Consider the following 25,311-nt stretch of genomic DNA (forward strand, 5'->3'; position numbering starts at 1 on the left):
GGGCGTTCGGTTCCGGGGGCCCGGGGGGGGGTTTGTCGTATGTGGCGTTTGGGTAACCCTCTTCTAATCTGATTCCCTCAGGGTTCCCCTCACGGACGCGACCACTCGACCCGGCCGGATGTCGCGCATCGCCGCAGCGGCTGAGAAAACCCCAATGTGGCGTTGGGTGCGTGGGACGCACCCAATGTGGCGTTCGGTGCATCTAACGCACCCAACGCCGCATTGGGGCGCTGCTGGCGGGCGGCTCACCGATCGTCCTCGATCTTCTCCGCGCGGCGCAGCTGCCACCACGAGAGCCCGGCGAGCACCGGGTACGGCAGGACCGCGATCAGCAGCCAGGACAGCGGAATTCCCCACACCCGCACGCTGTCGAGCGACGGGGCGAGCGAGAACAGCACCGGCAAACCCAGCACCAGCACGAACATCGCCACCAGCGCGGGGATCCCGCGACGGCGCTGGATCCGGTACAGCACGGCCGCGCGTTCCGCTTCCGGCGCGCGCAGGCGGGGCATTCGCCAGCGGCCGCGTTCTAGCCGTCGCGACCGGGCGAGCCTGGTCTGCGGGCTGGTGACGGCGACGCGTTTGGTGCGGCTCATCGCACGGCCTGCCGAGGCGTCGTGAGTGGCGTTCGCGGTTCTAACCGGGATAAACGCGCACGAGACGCGGCGGGAGGGTGCGGCTCGGGCCTCGTGAGTGCTGACGCCGGTTCTAACCGGCATTGCCACTCACGAGCGGCGCGGCGCGAGCCCCTCACCGGGTGCTCCCGAGTTGCCCGCGCTGTGCCGCCTCCAGCAACCGGTCCCGAAGATCCCGCGCGTGCCGTCGGCTCACTGGCACATCGCCAGCCTCGGTGTGCGCCAGCAGCCCGCCGGTCGTGTCGCTCCGCAATTCCAGCACCGCACTCACCGCGAGCAGGAATCCGCGGTGCACCCGAGTAAAACCGGTTCCTTCCCAATACTCTTCAAGACGCGAGATCGGCATCCGCACGGGATGCACGCCGCCGCGCGTGTGCAGCCGGACGTAATCGCCGTTGGCTTCGGCGAACAGCACATCGTCGCGGCGGACGTAACGAGTGCGGCCGCCGGAATCGACTGGCAGTGCGGCCATCGCGTCCGGTGAGGACTTTCGACGGCCACTCGGGACCAACCGGGTCACCTTCCCCAGCGCGGCGGAAAGCCGTTCCGTGCGCACCGGTTTGAGCAGATAATCCACCGCGCCGATCCCGTACGCGGCCACCGCGTGTCCGTCGTGCGCGGTGACAAAAACGATCACCGGCGGCTCGGACAGTTTCGCCAGCAGCGTCGCGAGTTCCAGCCCGTCCAAACCCGGCATGGAAATGTCGAGGAAGACCGCGTCGAAATGGTCTGCTTGCAACAGTTTCAGTGCCTTCAGCGCATCGCTCGCGCCGACGACCTCGCCGACTTCCGGTGCTTCGCGCAGCATCCGGCACAGTTCGTCCAACGCCGGCGCGAGATCGTCGACAGCCAGCACCCGTAGCCCGCTCACGGCAGCACCCCCGGCTGGAACCGCGGTACCCGCAGGACGACCCGGGTGCCTTCGCCGACCGCGGTTTCCACTGTCAGCCCGTACCAGGCCCCGTAGACCGTGCGCAATCGTCTGTCCACATTGGCCATTCCGAGCCCGGTGCCGTCGCCGCTGCCCGCGAGGATGGCGGCGGCGCGCTCGGGCTCCATGCCGACCCCGTCGTCCTCGACGCTGATCACGCAGTCGTTCCCTTCCGCCTGTCCGTGCACCTGGACGAGCCCGGTGCCCGACCGCGGCTCGATGCCGTGCCGGATCGCGTTTTCCACGAGGGGTTCGAGTACCAGGTACGGCACCGCCACTGCAAGTACCTCCGGTGCGACCCGCACCTGCACCTTGAGCCGTTCGCCCAGCACCGCCCGCTGCAGCGCGAGATACGTTTCCACCGCGCGGAACTCCTCGGCGACGACGGTGTACTCGCCGTGCCGCGACAGGCTGTAGCGGGTGTAGTCGGCGAAATCGAGCATCAGCTCACGCGCGCGGTCCGGTTCCGAGCGGACGAACGAGGCGATGACGGTGAGCGCGTTGTAGACGAAATGCGGCGACATCTCCGCCCGCAGCGCCCGGAGTTCGGCTTGCGCGGCCTGATCCGCCGAAGCCTCGAGCCGGCCCCGTTCCAAAGCCTGCACGACGAGGTCCGAAGCCTGCCGGGTCACCGCGCCGGGCACCTCGCCGACCAGCAGCAACGTGCCCGCCAGTTCGTCGTGGACGTGCAACGGAACCGCCGTCACACCGCCCGAGGCGATCGGCTCTTCCTGGTGCAGCACGTCGTCCAGAATTCGGGACACCGCGTCGTCGGCACCGGGTCGGCCGGACCACATCAAGGTGCCGGACAGATCGGAGAGCCCCAGCCCGGCGACGTCGAACAGCCGCCGCAACCCGTGCGCGGCGCGTCGGGCGCGGACTCCGGACAGGCCGTCCTTCAGGTCGTCGGCGACCTTCCGCGCCGCGCCGAGCACGCCGACGGCATCCGGGCGGGAGCGCCACGGCAGCCGGGCACTCTCGGTCATCGACGGCCTCCCCTCGGGTACCTGGGGGAGTAGATACTAGCCCGTAACACGAAGAAGGGGACTTTCCACGCGGAAAGTCCCCTTCGGCCGTGCCTGAAGCTAGCACTTCTGCTTGTAGAAGTACTGGGAATTCGCGTCCAGGTCGTCCTTGGTGATCGAGTGCAGCTGCGCGGTCAGGTTCCGTTCGGTCGGCTTGCCCTCGAGCGCGGCCACCGCCTGGTCGACGCCCTTGGTGCCGATCTGTGCCGGGTCCTGCGCGATGAGCGCCTGGTACTCGCCCTTCTTCAGACCGTCCACTTCGGACGGGCTGGCGTCGAAGCCGACCAGGTTGACCTTGCCGATCTTGCCCGCGTTGCGCAGGCCGGTCGCCGCGCCCTCGCCGGTGTTGAGGTTGGTGGCGAAAATGCCCACGAGGTCCGGCGTCGAGACCAGCGCCGCGGTCACCTTCGACGCGGCCTGCTCCGGTTCGTTCTGGGTGAACTGGATGCCCACCGACTTGAGGTTCGGGTGGTTCTTCAACTCGTCTTCGAAGCCCTTCGCGCGGGCGGCCGTGGTGGACGTGCCCGCGATGGTGTCGAGGACCATCACCGAACCCGGCTTGTCGCCGACGAGCTTCGCCATGGTCTGCGCGGCCAGCTTGCCGCCCTCGGCGTTGTCCGAGGAAACCGACGACACCGCGACGCTCTTGTCCTTGAGCGAGGTGTCGACCTCGACGATCTTCGCGCCGCGGTTTTTCACCTGCTGGATCGGCGCGAGCATCGCCTGGTCGTCGGTCGGGGCGACCAGCAGCGCGGCGGGCGGGTTGGAGCCCAGCGAGTTGACGATGGACGTCTGCATGGTGGCGTCGAACTTCTGCGGTGCCTGCACGGTGAGTTCGTAGCCGAGCTTCTTCGCTTCTTCCTGCGCGCCGCACTGCATCGAGATGTAGAACGGCTCCGCTTGCACCCCTGGTACCAGCGCCAGCTTCTTGCTGTTCGCGGAGTTGCCGCCGGACTCGGATCCGCTCTGCCCGATCTGCCCGGCACCGCACGCGGCCACCAGCATCGCCGCGCACGCGAGCGTTCCCGCGGCGAGGACGGTTGTGCTGAATTTCATCGTAAGCACCTCTTTGTACTCGGGGACCGATTCAGCGGGAGTTGCGCTTGCGGCGCTGGCGTTGGTCGAACCACACCGCCGCGATGAGGACCGCGCCGACCGCGATCTGCTGCCAGTAGTCCTGCACATGCGTGATGTTGAAGCCCTTCTTCAGCACGGCAGGGATGAACACCCCGATCACCGTGCCGAGCATCGAGCCGACGCCGCCGAAGAGGCTCGTGCCGCCCATCACCGTCGCGGAGATGGAGTTGAGGTTGTCGGTGGCGTGCGCTGAGATCGTGGTCGACGTGTAGAACGCCAGCGACAGGAACCCCGCGAGCCCCGCGAGGAAGCCGGTGAGCAGGTACACCTTCAGCAGGTGCGCGGTCACCCCGATGCCTGACCGCCGCGCAGCCTCCGCGTTCGAGCCGACGGCGAACGTGTAGCGCCCGAACCTCGTGGTGTGCAGCAGCCACGCGCCGATCAGCGTGATCACCACGGCCACCAGTACGAGGTTCGGGATCCCGCCGAACGACGTGCCGTATCCGAGCACCTTGTTCAGTTCGGTGGGCACGCTGTGCACGTCCGACCCGTTGTTGAGCAGGTATGCCACGCCGAGTGCCGCGCCCATCGTCCCGAGCGTGACGATCAGCGGCGGGATGCCCGCCACCGCGATGAGGAATCCGTTGATCAAGCCCCAGAGCGTGCCCGCGAGCACCGCCGCGACGAGCCCAGCCGTGATTACGCCCCACCCGGCGTGCGAGGCGTCGCCGCTGCTGAGCGCTTCCATCGTTTTGCCCGCGACCATGCCCGCGAAGATCAGCACCGACCCGACGGACAGGTCGATGCCGGAGGTGATGATCACGAACGTCATGCCCACCGAAAGCACCAGCAGCACGGACGTTTCGTTCAGCAGCATCTGGAAGGTGAACACCGTCGCGAACTGACCCGGGGCGAGTACGGTGAACACCGCGATCAACGCGACCAGCACCAGCGAGATCCAGAACGTGTTGGCCCCGACGAGTCGTTTGCCCAGCGGAGGCTTGACGAACTCGCCGTCCACAGTGGTCTGAATGTCCTTCGCCGGAGCGCTCATGCCGCCTCCTCCTGCACGAGGGACCCGGTCATCGCCGCGACCAGATCCTCGAGTTTCGTGTCCGCACCGGCGAACCGGGCGACGCGCCTGCCCTGCAGCAGCACCTCGACCCGGTCCGACACCGAAAGCACCTCGGGCATGTTGTGGCTGATCAGCACCACCGCGATGCCTTTGTCCCGGACCTTCTTGATCACGTCCAGCACGCGCCCACGCTGCCGTACGCCCAGCGCCGCGGTCGGTTCGTCCATGAACACGACCTTCGACGCCCACGCGACCGACCGCGCCACCGCGACGCTCTGCCGCTGCCCGCCGGACAGCGACCCGATCGACACTTCGGTGCTCTGCAGCGTGACGCCGAGCTTTTCGAACTCCATGACCGCCTGGCGGCGCATCTCCGCCTTGTCGAGCATGCCGAGCTTGCCGAGGATGCCCTTGCGCGGGATTTCCCGGCCCAGGAAGAGATTCGCCGCCGGGTCGAGTTCCGGGGCCACGGCGAGGTCCTGGTACACGGTCTCGATGCCGGCCCGGCGCGCGGCCACCGGCGAATCGAAATGGACTTCCTCGCCCTCGAGCAAGATCCGGCCCGACGTCGGCTGTTCGGCCCCGGACAGGCACTTCACGAGCGTCGACTTGCCCGCGCCGTTGTCGCCGATCAAAGCGGTCACCTCGCCCGCGCGCGCCTGGAAAGACGCGCCGCCCAAGGCTTCCACCGATCCGTAGTGCTTGGTCAGGTCCACCGCTTCGAGCAGGATCTCGCTCATCGGCGCTAACTCCCTTCGGGGGCGGGCGGGCGGCAGCGGATGACAGTGAGCGAACCGGACAGCTCGGTCTGGCCGGCGGAGAACGGCACCGCGTAGGTGTCGCCCTTCGCCACCGGGAACTCGCCGCGGTGCTCGGTGCGCAGGGTGCCCTCGCCGTCGAGCGCGACGAGCACGCTGAACGACGGGTCGAGCGAGAACGCGTTGCCGGACAACTGGATCCGGTCGGCGCGGAAGAACTCCGCCGAGTCCGGTGCGAGCAAGTCCACCGTGGTCGCTTCGTCGCCGGAGGTGTGCTTCACGATCGTCTTGAGCCGGTCGTCGTCCCAGCCCGAGGTGTCGAGCGTTTCGATCGCGGTGTCGAAGCCGATCCCGAGGTGGCCCTTTTCCGGCGACGCGAGGAAGTCACGCCATTCCAGGGTCAGCGAGAAGTCCGTCGGCTGCTGCAGTTCGACCACGAACACGCCTTCGCCGATCGCGTGCGGCAGCCCGGCCGGGATGTAGACCGTGTCGCCCGCCCGCACCGGGATGCTGTTGAGCGCGCCCAGCATGCTCGGCGCGTCCTGCTCGCGGGTCCACTCGGCGACGGTTTCCTTGCTCAGCGTCTCCCGGAAACCGGGGTACACGCGCGGGTCGTCGCCGTAGGTGCCGACCACGATCCACGCCTCGGTCTTGCCGAAGTGCGAGTCGAAGTGCTTGCGGGCGAAGGAATCCGACGGGTGGAAGTGCACTGGCAGCCGCTGTCCGGCGTCGAGCAGCTTGACCAGCAGGCCGGTCGAGTCGCCGAGTTTGGCGACGTGCGCCGCGCCCAGCCACGCGTCCGGGTCGCCGCCGACCGCGTCGCGCAGCCAGATCCCGCTGGGCAGTTTGGTGAGACCGTTGGTCTCCTGGCCGAACATGGTCGTGACGGAACCGACCCAGTCCTCCGGCCCGAATTTCGAGTCGGTGCCGGTCGCGCCGCGCAGGGCGGCGATGGCGTCGCCGCCCCGGTAGAACTGCGGCGGCTGGTTGGCCGGGAGCGCGACCGGCTCGAGGTGCTTGGTCACAGGGCGGCCTCACCGGAACCGCGGGCGACTAGGTGCACGGGCAGAACTACCTTTCTCGGGGCGGACTGGTCTCCCTGGATCCGGGCGAACAGCAGCTCGGCCGCTGCGTGCCCGAGGGCGCTGACGTCGTGGGCGATCACGGTGACCGGCGGGTCGAGCAGGTCCGCTAGTTCGAAATCGTCGAAGCTCACCAGCGCGGGCCTGCGCTCGGCATGCGCGAGCGCGCGCAGCAGGTGCACCGCGACCCGGTTGTTGCCCGCGATCACGGCGGTGGCCGGGTTCGGCCCGCCGATCAGCTTGCGCACGGCGTGGCCGACGGTTTCCGGCGTCGGCGTCTGCATCGCCACGAGGCTCTCGTCGTAGGAGATCCCGTTGCGCACACAGCCTTCGCGGAACCCGCGGAGCCGTTCGGCGGCGGTGAAGATGTCCGGGCTGTCGCCGAGGAACGCGATCCGGCGGTGGCCGTGCCGCACGAGGTGGCCGACCGCCTCGATGGTGCCGCCGAGGTTGTCGACGAGCACGGTGTCGGCCACGATGTCGCCGGCCGGGCGGTCGAGGAACACCACCGGCGTGCCCGCGCGCATCTCCGGCACGAGATACCCGTGCTGCAGCCCGGCGGGCACGATCAGCAGCCCGTCCACGCGCCGCGCGCAGAACTCCAGCGACAGCTCGCGCTCGCGGTCGGAGTTCTCGCCGGACGACCCGGTCAGCACGTGTCTGCCGAACGACGTCGCGATCCGTTCCACCGCGCGGTTCAGCTCGGAGTAGAAGGGGTTGCCGACGTCCTCGACGACCAGGCCGATGGTGCCGGTGGTCGAGCCGCGGCGCAGGTTGCGGGCGCCGAGGTTCCGGCGGAACCCCAGCTGTTCGATCGCGGCCACCACGCGCTCGGCGGTGTCCGGATGCACCGCGGGCTCGTCGTTGACGACCCGCGACACCGTTTTGATGCTGACGCCGGCCAGCCGGGCCACATCGCTCATCGTGGCCCGCCTGCTGGCGGGGCGGGGGAGTCCGTCCGCGTCCCGGCCCGAGTGAGACAACGTTGTCATAATGCGGGGGATTGGACACCATCCGGCTCCCCGGTGTCAATGCTTGCCGGTCCGCACTGCCCGCTTCGACGAATCCGCTGGTGCGGATGGTGGACATCGTTGTCTTGAATCGGACAGGCTCTCACCTCGGTCTTGACGATCCGGTGAGCCATTGCCGAAGGTAGCCCGCATCGACGGTGCGCGACAAGGTTGTCATCGATGCCTCGAAGGCCGGTGAGAGCGGGTTCGCGCCGGACAACTGGAGAGGCGATGGCGATGGCGCGAGCGCGCTGGAGAGCCGGACTGATCTTCCTGACATCCGCGGTCGTGGCGGCGGCAGCGCCCGCTGCCCCCGCATTGGCCGATCCCGCGGCGAGCGCCGCGAAGTCCGCTGACCTGGCGAAGTGGGTGAACCCGTTCGTCGGCACCCGGCCCGGCGGCGCGGACCACGGGACCGGCGGCGGCGCGGGCAACACCTTTCCTGGCGCGGTCGCGCCGTTCGGGATGGTGCAGTGGAGCCCGGACACGAAGAAATCCCAGCCGGGCGGCTATTTCTACGACGACAACACGATCACCGGGTTCAGCCTCACGCACCTTTCCGGCGCGGGCTGCACGACGTACCAGGACCTGCCGTTCATGCCGTACGCCGGCGAGATCAGCACGTCGCCCGCGACCGATCCGGGCCACTACACCTCGACGTTCTCGCATCAGAACGAGCACGCGACCGCCGGCGCTTACGACGTAGCCCTCGACAACGGCGCGAAGGTCGAACTGAGCGCGACGCAGCGCACCGGTTCCGGACGGTTCACCTACCCGGCGGGCGCGGCGTCGACGTTGCTGGTCAACACTTCCGGCTCGGTCAACGGCACGGACGACGCGTCGATCAGCATCGGCAAGGACACCATCAGCGGCTGGGCGACCAGCGGCCGGTTCTGCGGCGCGAAGGACTCGTACCGGGTCTACTTCTCGGCGAAGTTCGACACCCCGTTCGAGTCCGTCGGGACTTGGAAGAACGGTGCGGTGACGCCGGGCAAGACCGCCGAGACCGGCGGTGCCAAGGCGAAGGTCGCGCAGCCCAACGGCATCGGCTCGTCGATGGCGCGCCCGGCGGCGGCAAAACCGCAGGACACCACGGTGAGCGGTCCGGGCAGCGGCGGGTACGTGACGTTCCCGAACCTCAACGGCGCGCAGGTCAACGTCCAGGTCGGACTGTCCTTTGTGTCCGTCGACGGCGCGAAGGCGAACCTGAAGGCGGAGAACAACGGCAAGAAGTCGTTCGACGCGGTGGCCGCGTCCGCGCGCAAGGCGTGGAACGACGAGCTCGGCAAGATCCAGGTCAGCGGCGGCAGCGACGCCGACACCACGACGTTCTACACCTCGCTGTACCACTCGCTGATCCAGCCGAACGTCTTCTCCGATGTGGACGGTCGCTACCCCGGCTTCGACGGGCGGATCCACCAGGCCGAACGCGGGCACGCGACGTACACCAACATCTCCGGCTGGGACATCTACCGCTCCGAGGTCCCGCTGCTGGCTACCATTGCGCCCAAGGAGACCTCGGACCTCGTGCGCTCGATGATGGCCTTCGCCGAACAAGGCGGTTCGTGGGACCGCTGGACGGTGGCGAACGACTACACCGGCGTGATGAACGGGGATCCTTACCACATCATCGTTTCCAGCGCCTACGCTTTCGGCGCGCGTGACTTCGACGCGCAGAAGGCGTTGCTGCTCATGATCAAGGGCGCGACGCAGCCGACCCAGGGCTACACCGAACGGCCGGGTCTGCAGGACTATCAACGGCTCGGCTACGTGCCTGGCGCGGCGGCGGACACCTTGGAGTACACGAGCGCGGACTTCGCCATCGCCCAGTTCGCGAAGCGGCTCGGCGACAGCGCCACGTACACCACGTTCATGAAGCGCGCGCAGAACTGGCAGAACCTCTACAACCCGGGCAGCGGACACCTGCAACCGCGCAACTCGGACGGCTCGTTCTCCGCGAACTACGACCCGGCCAGCTCGCAGGGCTGGGTCGAGGGCAACGGCGCGCAGTACGACTGGATGGTCCCCTACGACCTCGGCGGCCTCGTGACCGCGTTCGGCGGCACCACCGCCACACAGTCGCGTTTGGACACTTTCTTCACGAAGCTGAACGCGGGAACCCATGAGCCGTATGCGTTCCTGGGCAACGAGCCGAACTCGAACGCGCCCTACGTGTACTCGTTCGCGGGTGCCCCGGCGAAGACGCAGAACATCGTGCGCCGGGCGATGGACGAGCTGTACAACCCGCGTCCGGAAGGCTTGATCGGCAACGACGACCTCGGGCAGATGTCGTCCTGGTACGTCTGGTCCGCGCTCGGCGTCTACCCGGAGATCCCGGGCCGCGCCGAAACCGTGCTGACCACGCCGCGCTTCGCGCACGCCGAGGTGACCACTGGAGCGGGCAAGAAGATCACCGTCAACGCTCCCGGCACCGGCGAATACACCAGCAGCCTGAAGGTGAACGGCGGTGCGGCCACCAAGGCGTGGCTGTCGGAGGGCTTGCTCTCGCAGGGCGGCAAGCTGGACTTCACTCGCTCGACGACCGCTACCGCGTGGGGTTCGGCTCCGGCTGACGCGCCGCCGTCGTTCCGTGAGCAGGAGAAGCCGAGCCTGTCCTTTGTGGACCCGGCACGCGCGGTGGTGCCCGCGGGCACGACCTCGACCGCTTCGGTGGGCGTGCAGGATCTGTCCGGCACCGCGAAGACCTGGACCTATTCCGCGGGTAGCGCCGACGGCATCACGCTGTCGCCCGCGACCGGTTCCGTCCAGGTCCCAGCGGCCGGAAAGGGCCACGCTCAGGTGACGGTAAGCGTTCCGGCAGGCACGTCCGACGGTCCGCGCCGGATCCCGGTCACGTTCTCCTCGCCGGGCCTCGCGGACGTCCAGGCGGTGCTGACGGTCCTGGTGGCGAAGCCGAACAGCTGGCTGGCCACAGTGGACAACACCGGTCTCTCGCCGGACGCCAACTCGGCCGCCGGGAACTTCGACGGCGGCGGCTGGAGCTACTCCGCGGACGCGCTGGCCAAGGCCGGTGCCAAGCCCGGCAGCACGGTGTCGAGCGACGGGCTGAACTTCACCTGGCCGTCGTACCCGGTCGGCGACCCGGACAACGTGGTGGCTTCGGGGCAGACGATCAACCTGTCCGGTTCGGGGCGGCTCGCGCTGCTCGGCTCCGCCAGCAACGGCAACGCACAGGGCACGCTCACCGTCACCTACACCGACGGCAGCAAGTCGACCGCCACCGTCGGATTCTCCGACTGGACCCTGGGCGGCGGCGGAGCGCAGCCGGCGTTCGGCAACCGGATCGTCCTGTCCACCCCGTACCGCAACTCCGCGGGCGGCGACCCGCAGCAGATCCGCACGATGGTGTTCGCCACCGCGCCGATCACGCTGGACGCGGGCAAAACCGTCGCGAGCGTGACGCTGCCGAGCGGCGTCAGCGGCGGCTCTATGCACGTGTTCGCCATCGCCGCGGGCTGACCTTCCGTGAGGGGAACCCTGGGGGACTCAGAGTCCCCCAGGGTTCCCCTCACGTACTTTTCCCAGAGGAGTCCCATGAGGAGCAGGGTTTTGGCGAGCGCGGTGGCGCTCGCTGTCACCGCGGCGGCGCTCACGCCGGTCGCGGCGCAAGCGCGTCCCGCGGATCCGCTGGACGCGGTGAACACGTTCATCGGCACACAGGACGAGGGCAACACTTTCCCGGGTGCGTCGGCGCCGTTCGGCATGGTGCAATCCAGCCCGATCGCCACGCATTACGCGGGTTATCTCTACACCGACACCGCGATCCGCGGCTTCGGGCATTTCTTCCTGTCCGGCGCGGGATGCTGGGAACAGGGCGGCCTGGTGTCGATGCTGCCCACCACCGGCGCTATCGGCCCGGGCGCGGCGTTCGACACGAGCAAACCCGCGACCTTCGACCAAGCCAAGTACGCCGCGCCGTACACGCACGAAGGCGAAGTCGGGAAACCCGGCTACTACAAGGTGCATCTCACCGGATACGGCGGCATCGACGTCGAAACCACCGCCAGCACGCGCAGCGGCGTCGAGCGGTACTCCTTCGACAAATCCGGCCCAGCCAACGTTTTCGTGAACGTCGGGCAAGCCAACGCGAAGGAACCGGTCAGCGGCAGCAGCGTCCGGATCGTCGATGACCACACCATCGCGGGGACAGTCGAGTCACAGGCCTTCTGCGGCGGCAAGCCGTACACCACTTACTTCACCACCAAATTCGACCAACCCTTCTCTTCCTACGGCACCTGGTCACCAGACGGTGGCACACCCGGAAGTCGCTCGGCACAAGGCGGTGCGGGTCTGCGCGGCGCGTGGCTGACCTTCCCGAAGGGCGGCCAAGTCACTGCCACCACGTCGATTTCCCAAGTGGACGCTCGTGGCGCGGACACCAACCTCGCCGACTCGCGCGTCCGTCCGTTCGACGCGGTGAAGAACGACGTCCAGCGAGCCTGGCGACGTGAACTGTCCAGTGTGGACATCACCGGCGGCACCCCCGATGACCGCACAGTCTTCTACACCTCGCTCTACCACGCCTTCCTGCAACCGCTGACCGCGAACGACGCCGACGGCCGCTACTACGGCTTCGACAAGAAGATCCACCGCGCGATCGGCTGGACGTACTACGACTTCTTCTCTCTTTGGGATACCTATCGCTCGCAAAACCAGTTGCTGGCCCTGCTGAAACCGGACCGGGCCCGGGATGTCGCGAAGAGCATCCTCGCGATCCATGACCAAGGCGGCTGGCTCCCGCGCTGGGCGTACGCGAGCCAGGAAACGAACACCATGACCGGAGACCCGGTCACGCCATTCCTGGTCGACCTGTGGCGCTTCGGCGCGCTGAGCGGCGACGAAATGCACGCCTACCAAGCATTGCTGCAAAACTCCCGCGAAATCCCGCCAGCGTCATCACCGTTCCAAGGCCGCTCCGGCAACGCGAGCTACCAGGCCGACGGATTCGTCCAATACGATCCGAACTTCCCGAAGAAGGGCCAAGACACCGATCCGGCACACGGTGCGTCGGCGACCCTCGAATACGCCCTCGGCGACTGTTCCCTCTCCGTGATGGCCTCCGCACTCGGCCGGAAGCAGGACGCGAAACAGTTGGCGGCCAAGGGCCGGACGTACGCGACGTTGTGGGATCCGTCCGTGACCGACCGCGGCTTTACCGGCTACTTCCGCCCGAAGGTGACCGGCGGCAGCTGGTACACCCCGGCCGACGGCCCGTACAGCCCGCAAGGCCAGGACGGGTTCCACGAGGGCACCGCGTGGCAGTACCAGTGGCTGGTGCAGCAGGACGTGCCCGGCCTGGTCGCGAAGATGGGCGGCGCGGCCAACGCGGGCAAGCGGCTCGACGACTTCTTCGCCTACGACGACCTGGTGAAGGACCCGGCGAAAACCGCGCACGAGAAGTGGGTCGTCGGACCGTACGACTACTACAAGCAGTTCCGCTACAACCCCAACAACGAGCCCGATCTGCACTCGCCGTGGATGTACACCCTCACCGGACAGCCGTGGAAGACCTCCGCGGTGGTGCGGGCCGCGCACACGCTGTTCACGAACGCCCCCAACGGCGTCACCGGAAACGACGACCTCGGCACCATGTCCGCCTGGTACGTCTTCAGCGCGCTCGGCCTCTACCCGGCCGTCCCGGGCACCGGCGACTTCGTGCTGAACGCGCCGCGGTTCGCCAAGTCCGTGCTGCATCTGCCCAACGGCCGCGACTTCACCGTCAACGCGCGCGGTGCCAACGGGGCGCAACTGCAGTACGTCTCCGGGCTTCGCGTCAATGGCACGGCGTCGGACAAAACGTTCGTCAGCCTCGAACAACTGCGCCGCGGGTCCACTCTGGACTTCTCGCTGACCGGCGACGCGCCGCAGGCCACGTGGGGAACGTCACGCTCCTCCGCGCCGCCTTCTCCTTGTGCCGGTTAGTGATCGCCGCGGGACAGTCGGTGAAGACCGCCTCCCGGATCTTGGGATCCGGAGGCGGTCTTTCCCGTTAACCGGGCATTTCCCGCCCGTTTCCGCCCGTCGTCCGGAATTGGTTCAGACCTTTACGGGGATCGCTCGTGACCAGAGTCACGGGCCCCGGTGTTCCGGTGAAGCGGGTCACGCCTCACACTGGTCTCATACCCGTTCGACAGTGCTGTTGACGCCAGGGCCTCCAGTCCGCCTTGGACAGTCCGTCGGACGTGTTTTTTGTGTGTGCAGTCAGCACGCACCAGGTGACGCACAGGAGGATGTCGTGTCCAGCAAGGCCGCTATCGTGTTCCGCGTGGCCGCAGTCGCCGAGGCTCTGTCCTGGCTCGGCTTGCTGATCGGGATGTTTCTCAAGTACGTCGTCGGCGCCTCTAACGAGGGCGGCGTGCCCGTCCTCGGCATGGTGCACGGCGTCGTCTTCGCCCTGTACGTGATCGTCTCCCTGTCCGTGGCGAAGCCGCTGGGCTGGCGGGGCAAGACCCTGGTGCTGGCGCTGCTCGCGAGCATCCCGCCGCTGTTCACCTGGCTGTTCGAGAAGTGGGCGCTGCGCAACGGCAAGCTCGACGGCCCGCAGCGGCTCACGCACGGCGGCGTCGGCCTCTTCGTGCGCGCCGCGGAGCCGGTGAACGCCTGATCTTCCGCTTTCCCGAAGGGCCCGTGCGAGCAGCGCGGGCCCTTCGTGCGTTTACGCGGTGAAGTCGCCCGCGGACTTGCGGACCTTGGTGAGCAGTTCGGTCAGCTGCTCCACCTGCCGCTCGGTGAGCCCGGTGAGCCCGAAATCGATGCCGGTCACCGCGGCGGTGGCGGTTTCCCGCAGCGCGCGGCCGTCGTCGGTGATCTCGACGAGCGTCGTGCGCCGGTCGGTGGGATGCGGCACGCGCTTCACGAGCCCGTCGCGCTCGAGCCGGTCCACTATGTTGGTGACGCTGGTGGGATGCAGCTGCAGCCGTTCGCCCATCACCCGCATCGGCAGCCGCGCGTTGCGGGAGAAGGTGAGCAGCACGAGCGCCTCGTAGCGGGCGAAGGTGAGGCCGTGCGGCTTGAGAGCGCCGTCGACCGCCGACTGGATGATCTGCTGCACCCGCATCACACCGGTGACCGCGGCCATGGTTCCGGCCGGGCCGATCCGGTCTTCCCACAGCTGCGCGGCACGGGCGATCGGATCGAACGGCAGCGGACGGCTCATGGCAACCGAAGCTACCAGCGGGTACCCCGGTCGTGGGGGTCGCCCTGCGAGAACAGGGAAAGGAAAGCCACATGATCGTCGCGTTCAGCGTGAGCCCCTCGGCGGGAGAACCGGACGGCGGAGTCAGCGAGGCCGTCTCGCGCGCGGTGAAGGTGGTGCGCGAATCGGGGCTGCCGAACTCGACCAGCTCCATGTTCACCGAGATCGAGGGGGAGTGGGACGAGGTCATGGCGGTGGTGAAGAAGGCGGTGGAAGCCGCGGGCGAGGGCTCGGCGCGCGTCGGGCTGGTGCTGAAGGCCGACATCCGCCCCGGCTACTCCGGGCAGCTCTCCGCGAAGGTCGAGCGGGTCGAAGCGCACCTGCGCGAGGACTGAGCCGCGGGCTGGGGCGGGTTACGGAATCGGCGGCGTGAACGCGACCGTCCAGCGTCCCTTGGCGCTGGTCACCGCGAGCCGGTAGCTGAACTGCTCGCCCGCCCCGGTCTTCCCGTGCACGACGGCCGCGGTGGGGGAGTGCTCGTCCGGCGAGAGCTGCACCGAGATGTCGCGCGCGTTGCCGTCCTTGAGGACGCCGACGTAGTCCTTGGCGAGGTCGTCCCCGCCCGAACCGGGGACGTCGAAGAGCCCGGCGAGCGCGTCCGCGTCCCGCCCGCTCAGCGCGGCGGTGAGCTCCGTGCGCAGCTCTGGCGGGGACGCCGCACCGGGCGGGTCCTGGTGCGCGACGGTCACCGTGATGCTGGCGATCCACGCCACCGCGACCACGACGGCAGCGGCCACCGTGACGTTGCGCCGGCTCAGCATTCTCGGCCTCCCTGTTGCCCTCGCGGAGAGCATGCCTCAGGGGCGCGCGCATGCCAAAAGCGAACCTCGGGACTGCCGCTGAACTCTCGCGGCGAGGCGTGCCAGGATGGAGGGCGTGACACACCCACGCGGATCTGCAGCGAACTCAGCGGCCATGTCCGCCGCGTTGTCCGGCGCGGTCGACCTGTCCGCGCTCAAGGCAAGGGCGGAAGCGACCCGGAACCAGCCGCCTTCGGGCGCGGGGCAGCCGGACGGCGCTCCGGCCCCGTCGTCGGACGCGGTGCTCGAAGTCACCGAGGCGACCTTCCAATCCGTCGTCGAACTCTCGCTCAACCAGCTCGTGGTCGTCGACCTGTGGGCCGGGTTCTCCGAGCAGTGCCAGCAGCTGACCGCCGTGCTGGAACGCCTGGCGGGCGAGAGCGGCGGCTCCTGGGTGCTCGCGAAGGTCGACGTGGAGGCCAACCCGCGCATCGCGCAGGCGTTCGGCGCGCAGTCGGTCCCGACCGTGGTCGCGATCGCCGGCGGCCAGCCCGTGGACGCCTTCTCCGGCGCGCTGCCGGAGCCGGAGATCCGCAAGTGGCTGAGCTCCCTGCTCGACGCCCTGCGCGACCGTCTCCCCGGCATCCGCGCCGCCGAAGAGGCTCGCGGCGGCCCGGTCGAGGAGCCGGAAGACCCGCGCTTCACTGAGGCCGAAGACGCCTTCGAGCAGGGCGACTACGCCGCCGCGCAGGCCGCGTACGAGCGCATCCTGGACGCCGAACCGGCCAACGAGCTGGCGAAGAACGCCCTCGCGCAGGTCAAGTTCACCGCCCGTGCCGAAGCCGCCGACCCGAGCGCCCGCGAGAAGGCCGAAGCCGACCCGAAGGACATCGACGCCCAGCTCGCGGCCGCCGACCTGGACATCGCCGAGCAGGACGTCGAAGGCGCGTTCCGCCGCTTGGTCGACGCCGTCCGCCGCACCGCCGGGGACGACCGCAACCGCGTCCGCGAACACCTGGTCGCCCTGTTCGAGCTTTTCGACCCGGCCGACGAGCGCGTGGCGAAGGCTCGCCGCGACCTGGCGAGCGCCCTTTTCTGAGCCCCTGCTTCAAGTCCGTGAAGGGCTCCTTGAGGGAATCAGATTCCCTCAAGGAGCCCTTCACGGCTTTTCAGCCACCCGCGCGCCCGGCCCCCACGCCCGGTCTCGCCCGCGAAACGTCCGTGAGGGCCACCTTCAGGGACTCTGATTCCCTCAGGGTTCCCCTCACGACCCGCAACCATCCTTCAAGCGCAGAAGCTCAGGCGTATTGCTTGGAGCAGGAAGACGACCCCTCGAGGTACCCGCGCCGCAGCGCCTCGACCCGGTCGAACCCGCTGTCCGGCCGCTCCCCGTTCACGTTCGCCGACACCAGCCCGTCCGGCCGGAGCAGGTCCGCGATCGCCTCGTCCAGATCCCCGGACGACAACTTCAACTGCACCCCGCCCGTCGGATTGTTCGAGAACGCCGCCCAAGCCCCCACCAGGCACGCGGTCCGCAACCCGGCATTAGGCGTGTCGATCGACGCCCCCACGCCCTTCTGCACCCCCACCGCATACCGCGACGCCAGTTCGGCGAAGGCCGCGAAGTCGCCAAGCCCGCCCCCGGCCCGGCCGGCCATCTCGGCCTCCTGATCCACCGGCTCGGCCAGCTTCTCCAGCGCCCGCTGATCGAAATTCACCGTGTTGTCGTTCGGGCAGTAAGACGCGGGCGGAGTGCTGGGCCCGCCGGAACAGCTGCCGGAACCCGCGGTGAACCGAGGCCCCTGCACCCCGGCCCCCTTGAACGCCTCGTCGAGGCTGGCCTTCAAATCCGTCACCGTCTTCTCGCTGAACCGAGCGTCGCCCTTGCCCGTGTCCTTCGCGTCGAACGGCCGCTCAGTCAACCGCTTCTGCACGTTCTGCGCGTTCATCCCCGCGCATTCCTTCGGCCCCTTCTCGAACCCGGCCTGGAACGCATACGTCCGGTCGAACGCTGTGCCGTGCGCCTGCCGATCAGTCGCGCTGGTCCCGGCCTGGTCGCGGATGAAGAACATCGCCGCCAGGATCTGGTCCAGCCCCTCCGCGGTCGACACCCGGTAGAACTTGCTCTTGTCCTCCGCGACCCAGCGGAAGTACCCGCCGGCGAAACAGTCCGCCTGCTGCTCCTTCACGACCGTCGGCGTCGACTTCGAGATCCCCGCCGCGGCCCCGAGCCGGTACTGGATCGCGTGGCCGAACTCGTGCGCCAGCACGGTCACCACGGACATCGGCCCGAACCGCTTGCGCAGCATCGGCAGCAGCACGCCGCGGTCCCACGCCACCGAATCGTCGCCCGCGCAGTAGAACGCGTTCACCAGCTGCTTGACGCTGCCGCACGCGGTGTTCTGGGTGTCGCGCTTCGAGTCGTACGACAGCAGCGATTTGACCGGCTCGAACCGCTTGCCGCCGAATTCCGCGGGCAGCGCTTCGCTCCAGTAGGCCTGCACGTCCGCGATCGCGGCGGTGGCGAGCTGGTCGTCCTCGCCGCCGCTGGCGTTCTTTACGGGAAGATCCGGCCGCGGCGCGTCCGCGCGCAGCCCGCTCTCGAAATGCGTGACCGGCAGCCCGGCGACGTTCCCGGCGCCCGGCGTCGCCGGAGGAGTCTTGGTCCCGCACGCGGCCGTCCCCAGCACGGTCGCCGCAACCAGCGCGACCAGCGCGTACCGGCGTCCCCCTCGGCTCATGTTCCCTCGTTCCACATCCGCGTCGACAACGAACCCGGACATTACTGACCCGGATGGCGCAACGCGCGGACAATCCCCGAAGTGGGGTGCGAGCGCGCGCGGAGCGGGCCGGATATCGTCGCTGACCATGCGTGCAGTCCGCCGGTTCACCGTCCGCGCCAGCCTGCCCGAGCCGCTCGCCGGGCTCGGGGCCCTCGCGACCAACCTTCGCTGGACCTGGCATCCGCCGACGCGCGACCTGTTCGCCTCGATGGACGCCGAGCTGTTCAACAAGATCCGCGACCCGCTGCGCATGCTCACCGCGCTGCCGCCGGAGCGGCTCGAGGAGCTGGCGAAGGACGAGGATTTCCTGAGCCGCACCCGCGAGGCCGCGGCCGGGCTGGAGCGCTACCTCACCGAGCCGCGCTGGTACCAGCGGCGCACCGACGACGGCCTGCCGCGGGCGGTCGCGTACTTCTCGATGGAGTTCGGGGTCACCGAGGCGCTGCCGAACTACTCCGGCGGCCTCGGCGTGCTCGCCGGCGACCACCTCAAGGCGGCCTCGGACCTCGGCGTGCCGATGGTCGGCGTCGGCCTGCTCTACCGGTCCGGCTACTTCCGCCAGGGCCTGTCGCTCGACGGCTGGCAGGTCGAGCACTACCCGGTGATCGACCCGAACGCGTTCCCGCTGGAGCTGGTCACCGAGGACGGCCGCCCGGTGCTCGTCGAGGTCGCCATGCCGGGCGGGCGCGACCTGCGCGCGCAGATGTGGCGGGCCCGCGTCGGCCGGATCCCGCTGCTGCTGCTCGACACCGACATCGAGGCCAACGACGAGGACCTGCGCTCGGTCACCGACCGGCTGTACGGCGGCGACGCCGACCACCGGATCCGCCAGGAGATCCTGGCCGGCATCGGCGGGTTCCGCGCGGTGCGGAAGTTCTGCGAGCTGACCGGGCATCCGCAGCCGAAGGTGTTCCACACCAACGAGGGCCACGCCGGATTCCTCGGGCTGGAGCGCGCCCGCGAGATCATCCAGTCCGACGGGCTCGCCTTCGACGAGGCGCTGCCCGCGGTCCGCGCCGGGACCGTGTTCACCACGCACACGCCGGTCAGCGCGGGCATCGACCGCTTCCCGGTCGATCTGGTGCAGCGCTATTTCTCCGACGGCAGGCTCGTCCCGGACGTCGACGTGCGCCGCGTGCTGCAGCTCGGCGCGGAGGACAACCCGGGCCTGTTCAACATGGCGCACATGGGACTGCGTCTGGCGCAACGCGCGAATGGCGTTTCCGAGCTGCACGGCCGCGTCACGCGCCGGATGTTTTCTCGGCTGTGGCCCGGTTTCGACGACGCCGAGGTGCCGATCGCGTCCATCACCAACGGCGTGCACGGGCCGACCTGGGTGGCGCGCGAGCTGAGCGCGCTGCTCGGCGGCAACCACGAGGAGTTCGGCCACGAAGGCCGCACGCCGGACAGTTCGCTGCGCGACGGCGTCAGCGACCAGCAGCTGTGGGAACTGCGCCGGGAACTGCGGGGAAAGCTCGTCGGCGAGGTCCGGCGGCGGGTGCGGGCGGCGTGGATGCAGCGCGGCGCGTCAGCGCTGGAACTCGGCTGGACCGACCGCGTTTTCGATCCGGACGTGCTGACCGTCGGCTTCGCCCGCCGCGTCCCGACGTACAAAAGGCTCACGCTGATGCTGCGCGACCCGGACCGGCTGCGCGCGCTGCTGCTGGACGAGAAGCGGCCGATCCAGATCGTGATCGGCGGCAAATCGCATCCCGCCGACGAGAACGGCAAGCAGCTGATCCAGCAGATCGTGCGGTTCGTCGACGATCCCGCCGTGCGCCACCGCATCGTCTTCCTGCCGGACTACGACATGTCGATGGCCCGCTACCTCTACCGCGGCTGCGACGTGTGGCTGAACAACCCGGTGCGGACGCTGGAGGCGTGCGGCACGTCCGGGATGAAGTCGGCGCTCAACGGCGGCCTGAACCTGTCCATCAAGGACGGCTGGTGGGACGAGTGCTACGACGGCTCCAACGGCTGGGCCATCCCCACCGCGGACGGCGTCACCGACCCGCTCCGCCGCGACGACCTCGAAGCCGCCGCGCTGTACGACCTGCTGGGCCAGCAGATCGCTCCGCTCTACTACGACACCGGCGCGGACGACGTGCCGACCGGCTGGCTCGCGATGGTCTGGCACACCCTGGAAACGCTGGGCCCGCGCGTGCAGGCGTCGCGGATGGTGCGCGAGTACGTGGACTCTGGCTACCTGCCCGCGTCGCGGATGGTCGCCGCCGCCACCGATAACGGCCACCAAGGCGCGCTTTCGCTGGCTGACTACCGGACCAAACTGGAAGTCGCGTGGCCGCGCGTGCGGATCTTCGACGCCGAACTCCAGTACGACCACACCGGACGGCTCGTGGTGGGCGCCGAGGTCACCATCCGCGCCCGGATCGACCTGGCCGGGCTCGAACCGTCCGAAGTGGACATCCAAGCCGTGGTGGGCCAGGTCGGCGACGGGGACGAACTCGCGGATTCGGTGCAGGTCCCGATGACGCCGGACGGGATCGGCGCGTTCGCCGCGACCCTGCGCCTGCCGCGCGCGGGCTCGGTCGGCTACACGGTGCGAGTGCTGCCGAAGCACCCGCTGCTGGCCAGCCCGGCGGAGCTGGCGCGCGTCGTGCTCGCCTGAGGCGGTCACCGGCGGAAACTGACCGGCGGGACGGTGTGACGGCATTCTGTCTCCCGCTCGGCCAGTTTCCGCTCCAGGCGCCGCCGCGCGTTCCAGCACACCCCGAACGCGGTGAGCCACGCCCCGTTCGTCCAAGCCAGCGCGACAATCACGAACAGTTCCACCGGATCGCTCCGTTCCGTTTTCCCGTGGACGGTTTCGTCGTGAACGTAGCTCCGCCGCGGCCGGGTACACCGCTGTTCCGGTGATTCTCGCGGGAAAGTCGTGCCCCGGATTCGATACGCGTCGTCATCTCGAATTGCCGCTGAGTAGCCGTTCGAGGATTTTTCCGGGACTTTTCCGCTATTGACCATTCGCCAGCCGGGACTTTTGCGCGTTTCCCCAGGAAAACGCGGCTATCGGAGGTTCGCGTGGAATATTCCAGTCCGGAACGGCGGGGAAATTTCGTTTAAGCTCCTTGCCCGTGATCGACAAGGGGGGAGCCCGCGTGGGCTGGTCGCGCCCGGAGCCGCCGATGAGCGTCGCGCTGCGCAGAGCGGTGGAGGCGCTGCACAAGGGAAGAGGGGTCTGGCACGAGGATCTGCGCCGCCGGCTCGGCCGGGAGCTCTGCGTCCTCTGGCATATTCCGCCCGCGGCTGCCGCGGCTGACGTGCGCGTGGTCGTCGTGGCCCGGCTCGCCGCGGTGCTCGCGAGCTTCGGCGACGACCGGCTCGCCGAGGTGTTCTGGGCGGCGTTCAACGTCGGTCTCCCGCGCGACGAGGAGAACGCGAAGCTGGAGGGAAGGTTCGCCCGGCTCGCCATCAGCCGCACCAAATGCGACGAGCAACGGGAACTGTTCACCCTTCGGATCAAAGAAAGCCTGTCCCCGCGGTTGCCGCCGCTCAGCCCGGCGGAGCTTGCTTCCGCCCGCGCCCTCCTGGAACCGCCGGCAGCGCGTCCGGGATTGCACGTCGTCGACGCTTTCTCGGATCTGCCGCGCTATGTGCTGGCGAAATTTCCGGAGGATCCCGTGCGGATGCCGTTCGTCGGCAAGGAATTGCTGATCGCGTCGCTGGACGGAGCCGGCGATTGGTGCTGCGTGTTCACCGACGACCGCGTGCTCGGCGAGTACGGGAAAGCATTGGGACAGCGGTGGTCGGGCGTCCGCTCGTGCTCGGGCCGGGAAGCCGCGCAGGCCGCCGCCCGGCGCACGGCGGGGCTGCTGGTGAACCCGGGTGCGGGCTTCGGCGGCGGAACCGAACGGATGCTTTCGCTGCCGCTCGCCGTGGTGCGGGAGATCGCCGGAACGCCGGAGCCGCGATGACCGGGTACGAAACCGATCCCGCGCAGCTCAGCCATGCCGCCGATGGCCTGGCCGACCTGAACGCGGAGACCAAACGCCGCCGCGGCCCGCTTCTCTACAGCGCTCAGCCAAGCCGGGCCGGCGAGGCGCTGCTGGCGCGGAGCCTGGAAAGCTTCCAGACCGCTTCCGTGCGCGCCGGAGAGGTGATCGCGACCGATCTCGCCCGGATGGCCGAGCGGCTCGAAGCGGCCGCGAAGTATTACGCGGCTTACGAATCCGACGCCGCCGAAGCAATCGAAGAGATCGCCGACAAGCCGCCGGACGACAACGGTCCGAGCGAGATCCGGACGGTTCTCGGCTGATGGCGGAGTGGTCCGACGACATCTCGTCGCTGATGCGCGCCGAGGCCGACCGGTGCGGCTGCCTCGCCAGGCTGCTGGATCCGATCGCCGCGGGGCTGAACGAGCACGACCTGCCGGAGTGGACTGGCGCGGGCGCGGAGGCGTACGCGGCGGTGCGCAAACGGCAGCGCGACCAAGCTGATGCCGCGTCGGAAGCCCATCGCGTTGCCGCAGCAGCGTTGTACCGCTACGCCGAGGCCGCGCAGAGCTTGAAGAAGCGCCTGCTCGACGGCGAAGACGAGCCAACCTTGCTGTCCGAACGCGGCCGGCACGCCGACGAAGCCGCCCAAGCCCTGGACCGGGCCACCGAGCGGCTGGACGAGCTGCAGTCCACATTGGACGAGCTTCCGAAGCAGCGCGCAGTCACCGTCGAACGCCCGTCGGCGGCTGAACGGCCGCCGGTGCTGAACCTGCCGACTGAGACTCGCCAGCCGGAGTGGGACCGTGCGCAGTTCCCGGTGCCGGGCGCGCCCAACCCGCACCTGCAGGCGCTCAGCGACGCGGTCCTGCGGCACTTTCAGGCGAACATCGGGACGATCTCGGCGCGGCTGGAACCGGACCGCTGAGCCGTCAGTCGACCGCCGGAGTCCCGCCCTCCCGCACCGGCAACCCAGCCGCCGCCCAAGCCCGGAACCCGCCCGCCAAATCCGTAGCCTTCGCCAGCCCCAGCCGCTGCAGGTCCGCCGCCGCCAGGCTCGACGCGTACCCCTCGTTGCACACCACCACCGCGACGGTCTCCGCCGAAACCCCCGGCAGCCGCCACTCGCTGTCCGGGGCGAGGCGCCACTCCAGGTGGATCCGCTCGACCACCACCGACCCGGGGATCTCGCCCTCGGCGAGCCGGTTGGCGTACGGCCGGATGTCGACGATCAGCGCGCCGTCGGCCTGCAGGTCGGCGGCGCGCGCCGGGTCCGCCCGGTCCAGCGAGGACCGGGCGCCGGCGAGAAAACCTTCGATAGCGGTCATGACCGCACAATGGCAGGCAGCGGCGGGATCTCGTTCGGCACGTCCGCGAGGCTCGTGTATTCGCGGGTCGGCACCAGCGGCGGCGAGTAGGCGTGCACGCTGGCCGCCGGTTCGCTGCCGACGCCGAGCACCTGGTGCGCGCGCCCGGCGCCGAAGCCGATGCCCTGCCCGGCGGTGTGCGTGCGGCGGCGCACCGGGCCGCCGGGGTAGCGGTACTCCTCGCCGAGTTCGCCCTGCAGCACGGTGAACGAACCCGACGCGCCGCCGTGGTCGTGCGGCTTCGTGTGCTGGCCGGGCAGCCACGACAGCAGCCACAGCTCGACGCCGTCGGTGAGCGCGAGGCGCGCCCACCAGCGCTGGTCCTCGTCGAAGCGCAGGACGTCGCGCAGGCTGGTGGTCAGTTCGGTGGTGACCGTGCGGGTCAGGTCGGCCAGCTCGCGCGGCGTCCACAGCAGCCGCGACGGGTGCAGCAGTTCGGGCAGCAGCGGATCGGCCAGCTGGGGGTGGATTTCGACTTCCGGACGGACGATGGACGTGGTCAACGGAGGCTCCTGGAACTAGCTCGGATGGTGCCGGACGCGAGGCGACGCGGCACGCCGACGAGGATCAGCGTGCGTGCCGCGCCCGGCTACACCCGCTGGAGGCCACCAGGAGAAGGTCGATCGCGCGACGGCGCCAGAACACGGGGCGCGCGGAGACGAACATGGCGTGGATGCTGCCACAGCCTCGCGATCACGGCCTCTTGTCCCATCCGCTGGACACCGCGCGTTCGGCCCCGCGGACGCGCGGACGCGGTTATCCCCGGGCGGGTGCGCGCCCGCGCCCGGGGGACCGCCACAATGGGGCTCGTGAGCGAGCCGATCCTGCCCAGCGATCCTGACGACCTCGTCGTGCGGATGTCCGGTGTCGGCGTCCGCCGTACCGGAAACGACCTCCTCGCGGCCCTCGACTGGGCGGTGGAACTGGACGAGCGATGGGTGGTGCTCGGGCCCAACGGGGCCGGCAAGACCACCCTGCTGCGCCTGGCCGCCGCCGAACTGCACCCCACGTCCGGCACCGTCGACCTGCTCGGCGACCGCATCGGCAAGGTGAACATCTTCGACCTGCGCCCGCGCATCGGCTTCACCTCCGCCGCGATCGCCCAGCGCGTGCCCGGCGACGAGCGCGTCGCCGACGTCGTGGTCAGCGCCGGGTACGCGGTGATGGGCCGCTGGCGCGAGCAGTACGACCGGATGGACCTCGACCGGGCGACCGAACTGCTCGGCACGCTCGGCATCGCGCACCTGGCCGAGCGCACCTTCGGCACGCTGAGCGAGGGCGAGCGCAAGCGCGTGCTGATCGCCCGGTCGCTGATGACCGACCCGGAGCTGCTGCTGCTCGACGAGCCCGCCGCGGGCCTCGACCTCGGCGGCCGCGAGGACCTCGTGGCCCGGCTGTCGGTGCTCGCGATGGACCCGGACGCGCCGGCGATGGTGCTGGTCACCCACCACGTCGAGGAGATCCCGCCCGGCTTCACCCACGCGCTGCTGCTGCGCGAGGGCCGCGCGGTGGTGTCCGGGCTGGTGGACGACGTGATCACCGGCGAGAACCTGTCCAAGACGTTCGACCAGGACCTGGTGCTGGAGCGCTCGGGCGAGCGGTTCTTCGCCCGCCGCAGGTAGCTTGTCCTTACCGGCCGGTAGCCTGCTGTCAGTTCGTCAA

The 25,311-nt window shown here is 69.3% G+C and carries 24 protein-coding genes; 10 read left to right on the plus strand and 14 right to left on the minus strand.

Annotation, left to right across the window (positions count from 1 at the left end):
- Positions 1–245: 245 nt before the first annotated feature.
- From ABZX37_RS13200 to ABZX37_RS13235, 8 genes are all read right to left on the minus strand, one after another.
- Complete coding sequence (locus ABZX37_RS13200) at positions 246–596, minus strand: hypothetical protein (protein WP_354739064.1); 351 nt, start codon at positions 594–596, stop codon at positions 246–248.
- A 154-nt stretch (positions 597–750) separates the two neighbouring features.
- Positions 751–1,506: a LytTR family DNA-binding domain-containing protein gene (locus ABZX37_RS13205; protein ID WP_354739066.1), complete on the minus strand. Its 756-nt coding sequence runs from the start codon at positions 1,504–1,506 to the stop codon at positions 751–753.
- Positions 1,503–2,552, minus strand: a complete 1,050-nt coding sequence (locus ABZX37_RS13210; RefSeq protein ID WP_354739067.1) for a histidine kinase — start codon at positions 2,550–2,552, stop codon at positions 1,503–1,505. The genes ABZX37_RS13205 and ABZX37_RS13210 overlap by 4 nt, the downstream gene beginning before the upstream one ends.
- Before the next feature lie 99 nt (positions 2,553–2,651).
- Positions 2,652–3,647, minus strand: a complete 996-nt coding sequence (locus ABZX37_RS13215; RefSeq protein ID WP_354739069.1) for an ABC transporter substrate-binding protein — start codon at positions 3,645–3,647, stop codon at positions 2,652–2,654.
- Positions 3,648–3,678: 31 nt separating this feature from the next.
- Entirely contained in the window at positions 3,679–4,722 is a 1,044-nt protein-coding gene (locus ABZX37_RS13220; protein WP_354739071.1) for an ABC transporter permease, read from the minus strand.
- The gene (locus ABZX37_RS13225; protein ID WP_354739073.1) at positions 4,719–5,483 is read right to left on the minus strand and encodes an ATP-binding cassette domain-containing protein; all 765 of its coding nucleotides are present in this window, start codon (positions 5,481–5,483) and stop codon (positions 4,719–4,721) included. Before ABZX37_RS13225 ends, ABZX37_RS13220 begins: the two co-directional genes overlap by 4 nt.
- A 5-nt stretch (positions 5,484–5,488) precedes the next feature.
- Positions 5,489–6,526: a class I mannose-6-phosphate isomerase gene (locus tag ABZX37_RS13230; protein ID WP_354739075.1), complete on the minus strand. Its 1,038-nt coding sequence runs from the start codon at positions 6,524–6,526 to the stop codon at positions 5,489–5,491.
- Complete coding sequence (locus tag ABZX37_RS13235) at positions 6,523–7,506, minus strand: LacI family DNA-binding transcriptional regulator (RefSeq protein WP_354739077.1); 984 nt, start codon at positions 7,504–7,506, stop codon at positions 6,523–6,525. Before ABZX37_RS13235 ends, ABZX37_RS13230 begins: the two co-directional genes overlap by 4 nt.
- Before the next feature lie 318 nt (positions 7,507–7,824).
- Here ABZX37_RS13235 and ABZX37_RS13240 point away from each other — a divergent pair, with 318 nt between their 5' ends.
- The 3 genes from ABZX37_RS13240 to ABZX37_RS13250 all read left to right on the plus strand — a co-directional run bounded on the left by ABZX37_RS13240 (position 7,825) and on the right by ABZX37_RS13250 (position 14,218).
- The gene (locus tag ABZX37_RS13240) at positions 7,825–11,073 is read left to right on the plus strand and encodes a GH92 family glycosyl hydrolase (RefSeq protein WP_354739079.1); all 3,249 of its coding nucleotides are present in this window, start codon (positions 7,825–7,827) and stop codon (positions 11,071–11,073) included.
- Positions 11,074–11,148: 75 nt separating this feature from the next.
- Complete coding sequence (locus tag ABZX37_RS13245) at positions 11,149–13,536, plus strand: GH92 family glycosyl hydrolase (RefSeq protein WP_354739081.1); 2,388 nt, start codon at positions 11,149–11,151, stop codon at positions 13,534–13,536.
- Positions 13,537–13,849: 313 nt separating this feature from the next.
- Positions 13,850–14,218 carry a DUF3817 domain-containing protein gene (locus ABZX37_RS13250; protein WP_354739083.1) on the plus strand — a complete coding sequence of 123 codons (369 nt, stop codon included), beginning with the start codon at positions 13,850–13,852 and terminating at the stop codon, positions 14,216–14,218.
- Positions 14,219–14,269: 51 nt separating this feature from the next.
- Here ABZX37_RS13250 and ABZX37_RS13255 read toward each other — a convergent pair whose 3' ends face one another.
- A complete protein-coding gene (locus ABZX37_RS13255) occupies positions 14,270–14,770 on the minus strand; it encodes a MarR family transcriptional regulator (protein ID WP_354739085.1) in 501 nt (166 codons plus the stop codon).
- A gap of 71 nt (positions 14,771–14,841) precedes the next feature.
- Here ABZX37_RS13255 and ABZX37_RS13260 point away from each other — a divergent pair, with 71 nt between their 5' ends.
- Positions 14,842–15,144, plus strand: coding sequence for a thiamine-binding protein (locus tag ABZX37_RS13260; RefSeq protein ID WP_354739087.1), 303 nt, complete (start codon positions 14,842–14,844; stop codon positions 15,142–15,144).
- Positions 15,145–15,162: 18 nt separating this feature from the next.
- Here ABZX37_RS13260 and ABZX37_RS13265 read toward each other — a convergent pair whose 3' ends face one another.
- Entirely contained in the window at positions 15,163–15,570 is a 408-nt protein-coding gene (locus tag ABZX37_RS13265) for a hypothetical protein (protein WP_354739089.1), read from the minus strand.
- Between the two features lie 154 nt (positions 15,571–15,724).
- Between ABZX37_RS13265 and ABZX37_RS13270 the strand changes: the two genes are divergently transcribed.
- Positions 15,725–16,648 (plus strand): tetratricopeptide repeat protein, encoded by a 924-nt coding sequence (locus ABZX37_RS13270; protein ID WP_354739091.1) that lies wholly within the window; start codon positions 15,725–15,727, stop codon positions 16,646–16,648.
- Positions 16,649–16,847: 199 nt separating this feature from the next.
- On the opposite strand, the gene ABZX37_RS13275 is transcribed toward ABZX37_RS13270, so the two are convergent.
- Positions 16,848–18,290: a neutral zinc metallopeptidase gene (locus ABZX37_RS13275; protein WP_354739093.1), complete on the minus strand. Its 1,443-nt coding sequence runs from the start codon at positions 18,288–18,290 to the stop codon at positions 16,848–16,850.
- 127 nt (positions 18,291–18,417) lie between these two features.
- On the opposite strand from ABZX37_RS13275, the gene glgP reads away from it, so the two are divergent.
- Complete coding sequence (gene glgP, locus ABZX37_RS13280; RefSeq protein WP_354739095.1) at positions 18,418–20,961, plus strand: alpha-glucan family phosphorylase; 2,544 nt, start codon at positions 18,418–18,420, stop codon at positions 20,959–20,961.
- Between the two features lie 5 nt (positions 20,962–20,966).
- Here glgP and ABZX37_RS13285 read toward each other — a convergent pair whose 3' ends face one another.
- On the minus strand, positions 20,967–21,125 hold the full coding sequence (locus ABZX37_RS13285) for a hypothetical protein (RefSeq protein WP_354739097.1): 159 nt from the start codon (positions 21,123–21,125) through the stop codon (positions 20,967–20,969).
- 299 nt (positions 21,126–21,424) lie between these two features.
- Between ABZX37_RS13285 and ABZX37_RS13290 the strand changes: the two genes are divergently transcribed.
- From ABZX37_RS13290 to ABZX37_RS13300, 3 genes are read left to right on the plus strand one after another with little or no spacing between them, the layout of a single operon-like run.
- A complete protein-coding gene (locus ABZX37_RS13290; protein WP_354739099.1) occupies positions 21,425–22,264 on the plus strand; it encodes a hypothetical protein in 840 nt (279 codons plus the stop codon).
- Positions 22,261–22,605: a hypothetical protein gene (locus tag ABZX37_RS13295; RefSeq protein ID WP_354739101.1), complete on the plus strand. Its 345-nt coding sequence runs from the start codon at positions 22,261–22,263 to the stop codon at positions 22,603–22,605. The genes ABZX37_RS13290 and ABZX37_RS13295 overlap by 4 nt, the downstream gene beginning before the upstream one ends.
- Positions 22,605–23,210: a hypothetical protein gene (locus ABZX37_RS13300; RefSeq protein ID WP_354739103.1), complete on the plus strand. Its 606-nt coding sequence runs from the start codon at positions 22,605–22,607 to the stop codon at positions 23,208–23,210. The genes ABZX37_RS13295 and ABZX37_RS13300 overlap by 1 nt, the downstream gene beginning before the upstream one ends.
- Positions 23,211–23,214: 4 nt before the next feature.
- Here ABZX37_RS13300 and ABZX37_RS13305 read toward each other — a convergent pair whose 3' ends face one another.
- The gene (locus ABZX37_RS13305) at positions 23,215–23,610 is read right to left on the minus strand and encodes a rhodanese-like domain-containing protein (protein ID WP_354739105.1); all 396 of its coding nucleotides are present in this window, start codon (positions 23,608–23,610) and stop codon (positions 23,215–23,217) included.
- Positions 23,607–24,152, minus strand: a complete 546-nt coding sequence (locus ABZX37_RS13310) for a cysteine dioxygenase family protein (RefSeq protein ID WP_354739107.1) — start codon at positions 24,150–24,152, stop codon at positions 23,607–23,609. The genes ABZX37_RS13305 and ABZX37_RS13310 overlap by 4 nt, the downstream gene beginning before the upstream one ends.
- 306 nt (positions 24,153–24,458) lie before the next feature.
- Between ABZX37_RS13310 and ABZX37_RS13315 the strand changes: the two genes are divergently transcribed.
- Positions 24,459–25,271, plus strand: a complete 813-nt coding sequence (locus tag ABZX37_RS13315; RefSeq protein ID WP_354739109.1) for an ABC transporter ATP-binding protein — start codon at positions 24,459–24,461, stop codon at positions 25,269–25,271.
- The last annotated feature ends 40 nt before the right edge of the window (positions 25,272–25,311 follow it).

This window comes from Amycolatopsis sp. NPDC004079 (genome assembly GCF_040610415.1).
GTDB lineage: Bacteria > Actinomycetota > Actinomycetes > Mycobacteriales > Pseudonocardiaceae > Amycolatopsis > Amycolatopsis halotolerans.

What these genes read in the sequence shown, in the direction of transcription:
- ABZX37_RS13200 (WP_354739064.1), bottom strand. Translation starts at nt 596, where the DNA reads ATGAGCCGCACCAAACGCGTCGCCGTCACCAGCCCGCAGACCAGGCTC.
- ABZX37_RS13210 (WP_354739067.1), bottom strand. Translation starts at nt 2,552, where the DNA reads ATGACCGAGAGTGCCCGGCTGCCGTGGCGCTCCCGCCCGGATGCCGTC.
- ABZX37_RS13215 (WP_354739069.1), bottom strand. Translation starts at nt 3,647, where the DNA reads ATGAAATTCAGCACAACCGTCCTCGCCGCGGGAACGCTCGCGTGCGCG.
- ABZX37_RS13220 (WP_354739071.1), bottom strand. Translation starts at nt 4,722, where the DNA reads ATGAGCGCTCCGGCGAAGGACATTCAGACCACTGTGGACGGCGAGTTC.
- ABZX37_RS13225 (WP_354739073.1), bottom strand. Translation starts at nt 5,483, where the DNA reads ATGAGCGAGATCCTGCTCGAAGCGGTGGACCTGACCAAGCACTACGGA.
- ABZX37_RS13235 (WP_354739077.1), bottom strand. Translation starts at nt 7,506, where the DNA reads ATGAGCGATGTGGCCCGGCTGGCCGGCGTCAGCATCAAAACGGTGTCG.
- ABZX37_RS13240 (WP_354739079.1), top strand. Translation starts at nt 7,825, where the DNA reads ATGGCGATGGCGCGAGCGCGCTGGAGAGCCGGACTGATCTTCCTGACA.
- ABZX37_RS13245 (WP_354739081.1), top strand. Translation starts at nt 11,149, where the DNA reads ATGAGGAGCAGGGTTTTGGCGAGCGCGGTGGCGCTCGCTGTCACCGCG.
- ABZX37_RS13255 (WP_354739085.1), bottom strand. Translation starts at nt 14,770, where the DNA reads ATGAGCCGTCCGCTGCCGTTCGATCCGATCGCCCGTGCCGCGCAGCTG.
- ABZX37_RS13260 (WP_354739087.1), top strand. Translation starts at nt 14,842, where the DNA reads ATGATCGTCGCGTTCAGCGTGAGCCCCTCGGCGGGAGAACCGGACGGC.
- ABZX37_RS13265 (WP_354739089.1), bottom strand. Translation starts at nt 15,570, where the DNA reads ATGCTGAGCCGGCGCAACGTCACGGTGGCCGCTGCCGTCGTGGTCGCG.
- ABZX37_RS13270 (WP_354739091.1), top strand. Translation starts at nt 15,725, where the DNA reads ATGTCCGCCGCGTTGTCCGGCGCGGTCGACCTGTCCGCGCTCAAGGCA.
- ABZX37_RS13275 (WP_354739093.1), bottom strand. Translation starts at nt 18,290, where the DNA reads ATGAGCCGAGGGGGACGCCGGTACGCGCTGGTCGCGCTGGTTGCGGCG.
- glgP (WP_354739095.1), top strand. Translation starts at nt 18,418, where the DNA reads ATGCGTGCAGTCCGCCGGTTCACCGTCCGCGCCAGCCTGCCCGAGCCG.
- ABZX37_RS13295 (WP_354739101.1), top strand. Translation starts at nt 22,261, where the DNA reads ATGACCGGGTACGAAACCGATCCCGCGCAGCTCAGCCATGCCGCCGAT.
- ABZX37_RS13300 (WP_354739103.1), top strand. Translation starts at nt 22,605, where the DNA reads ATGGCGGAGTGGTCCGACGACATCTCGTCGCTGATGCGCGCCGAGGCC.
- ABZX37_RS13305 (WP_354739105.1), bottom strand. Translation starts at nt 23,610, where the DNA reads ATGACCGCTATCGAAGGTTTTCTCGCCGGCGCCCGGTCCTCGCTGGAC.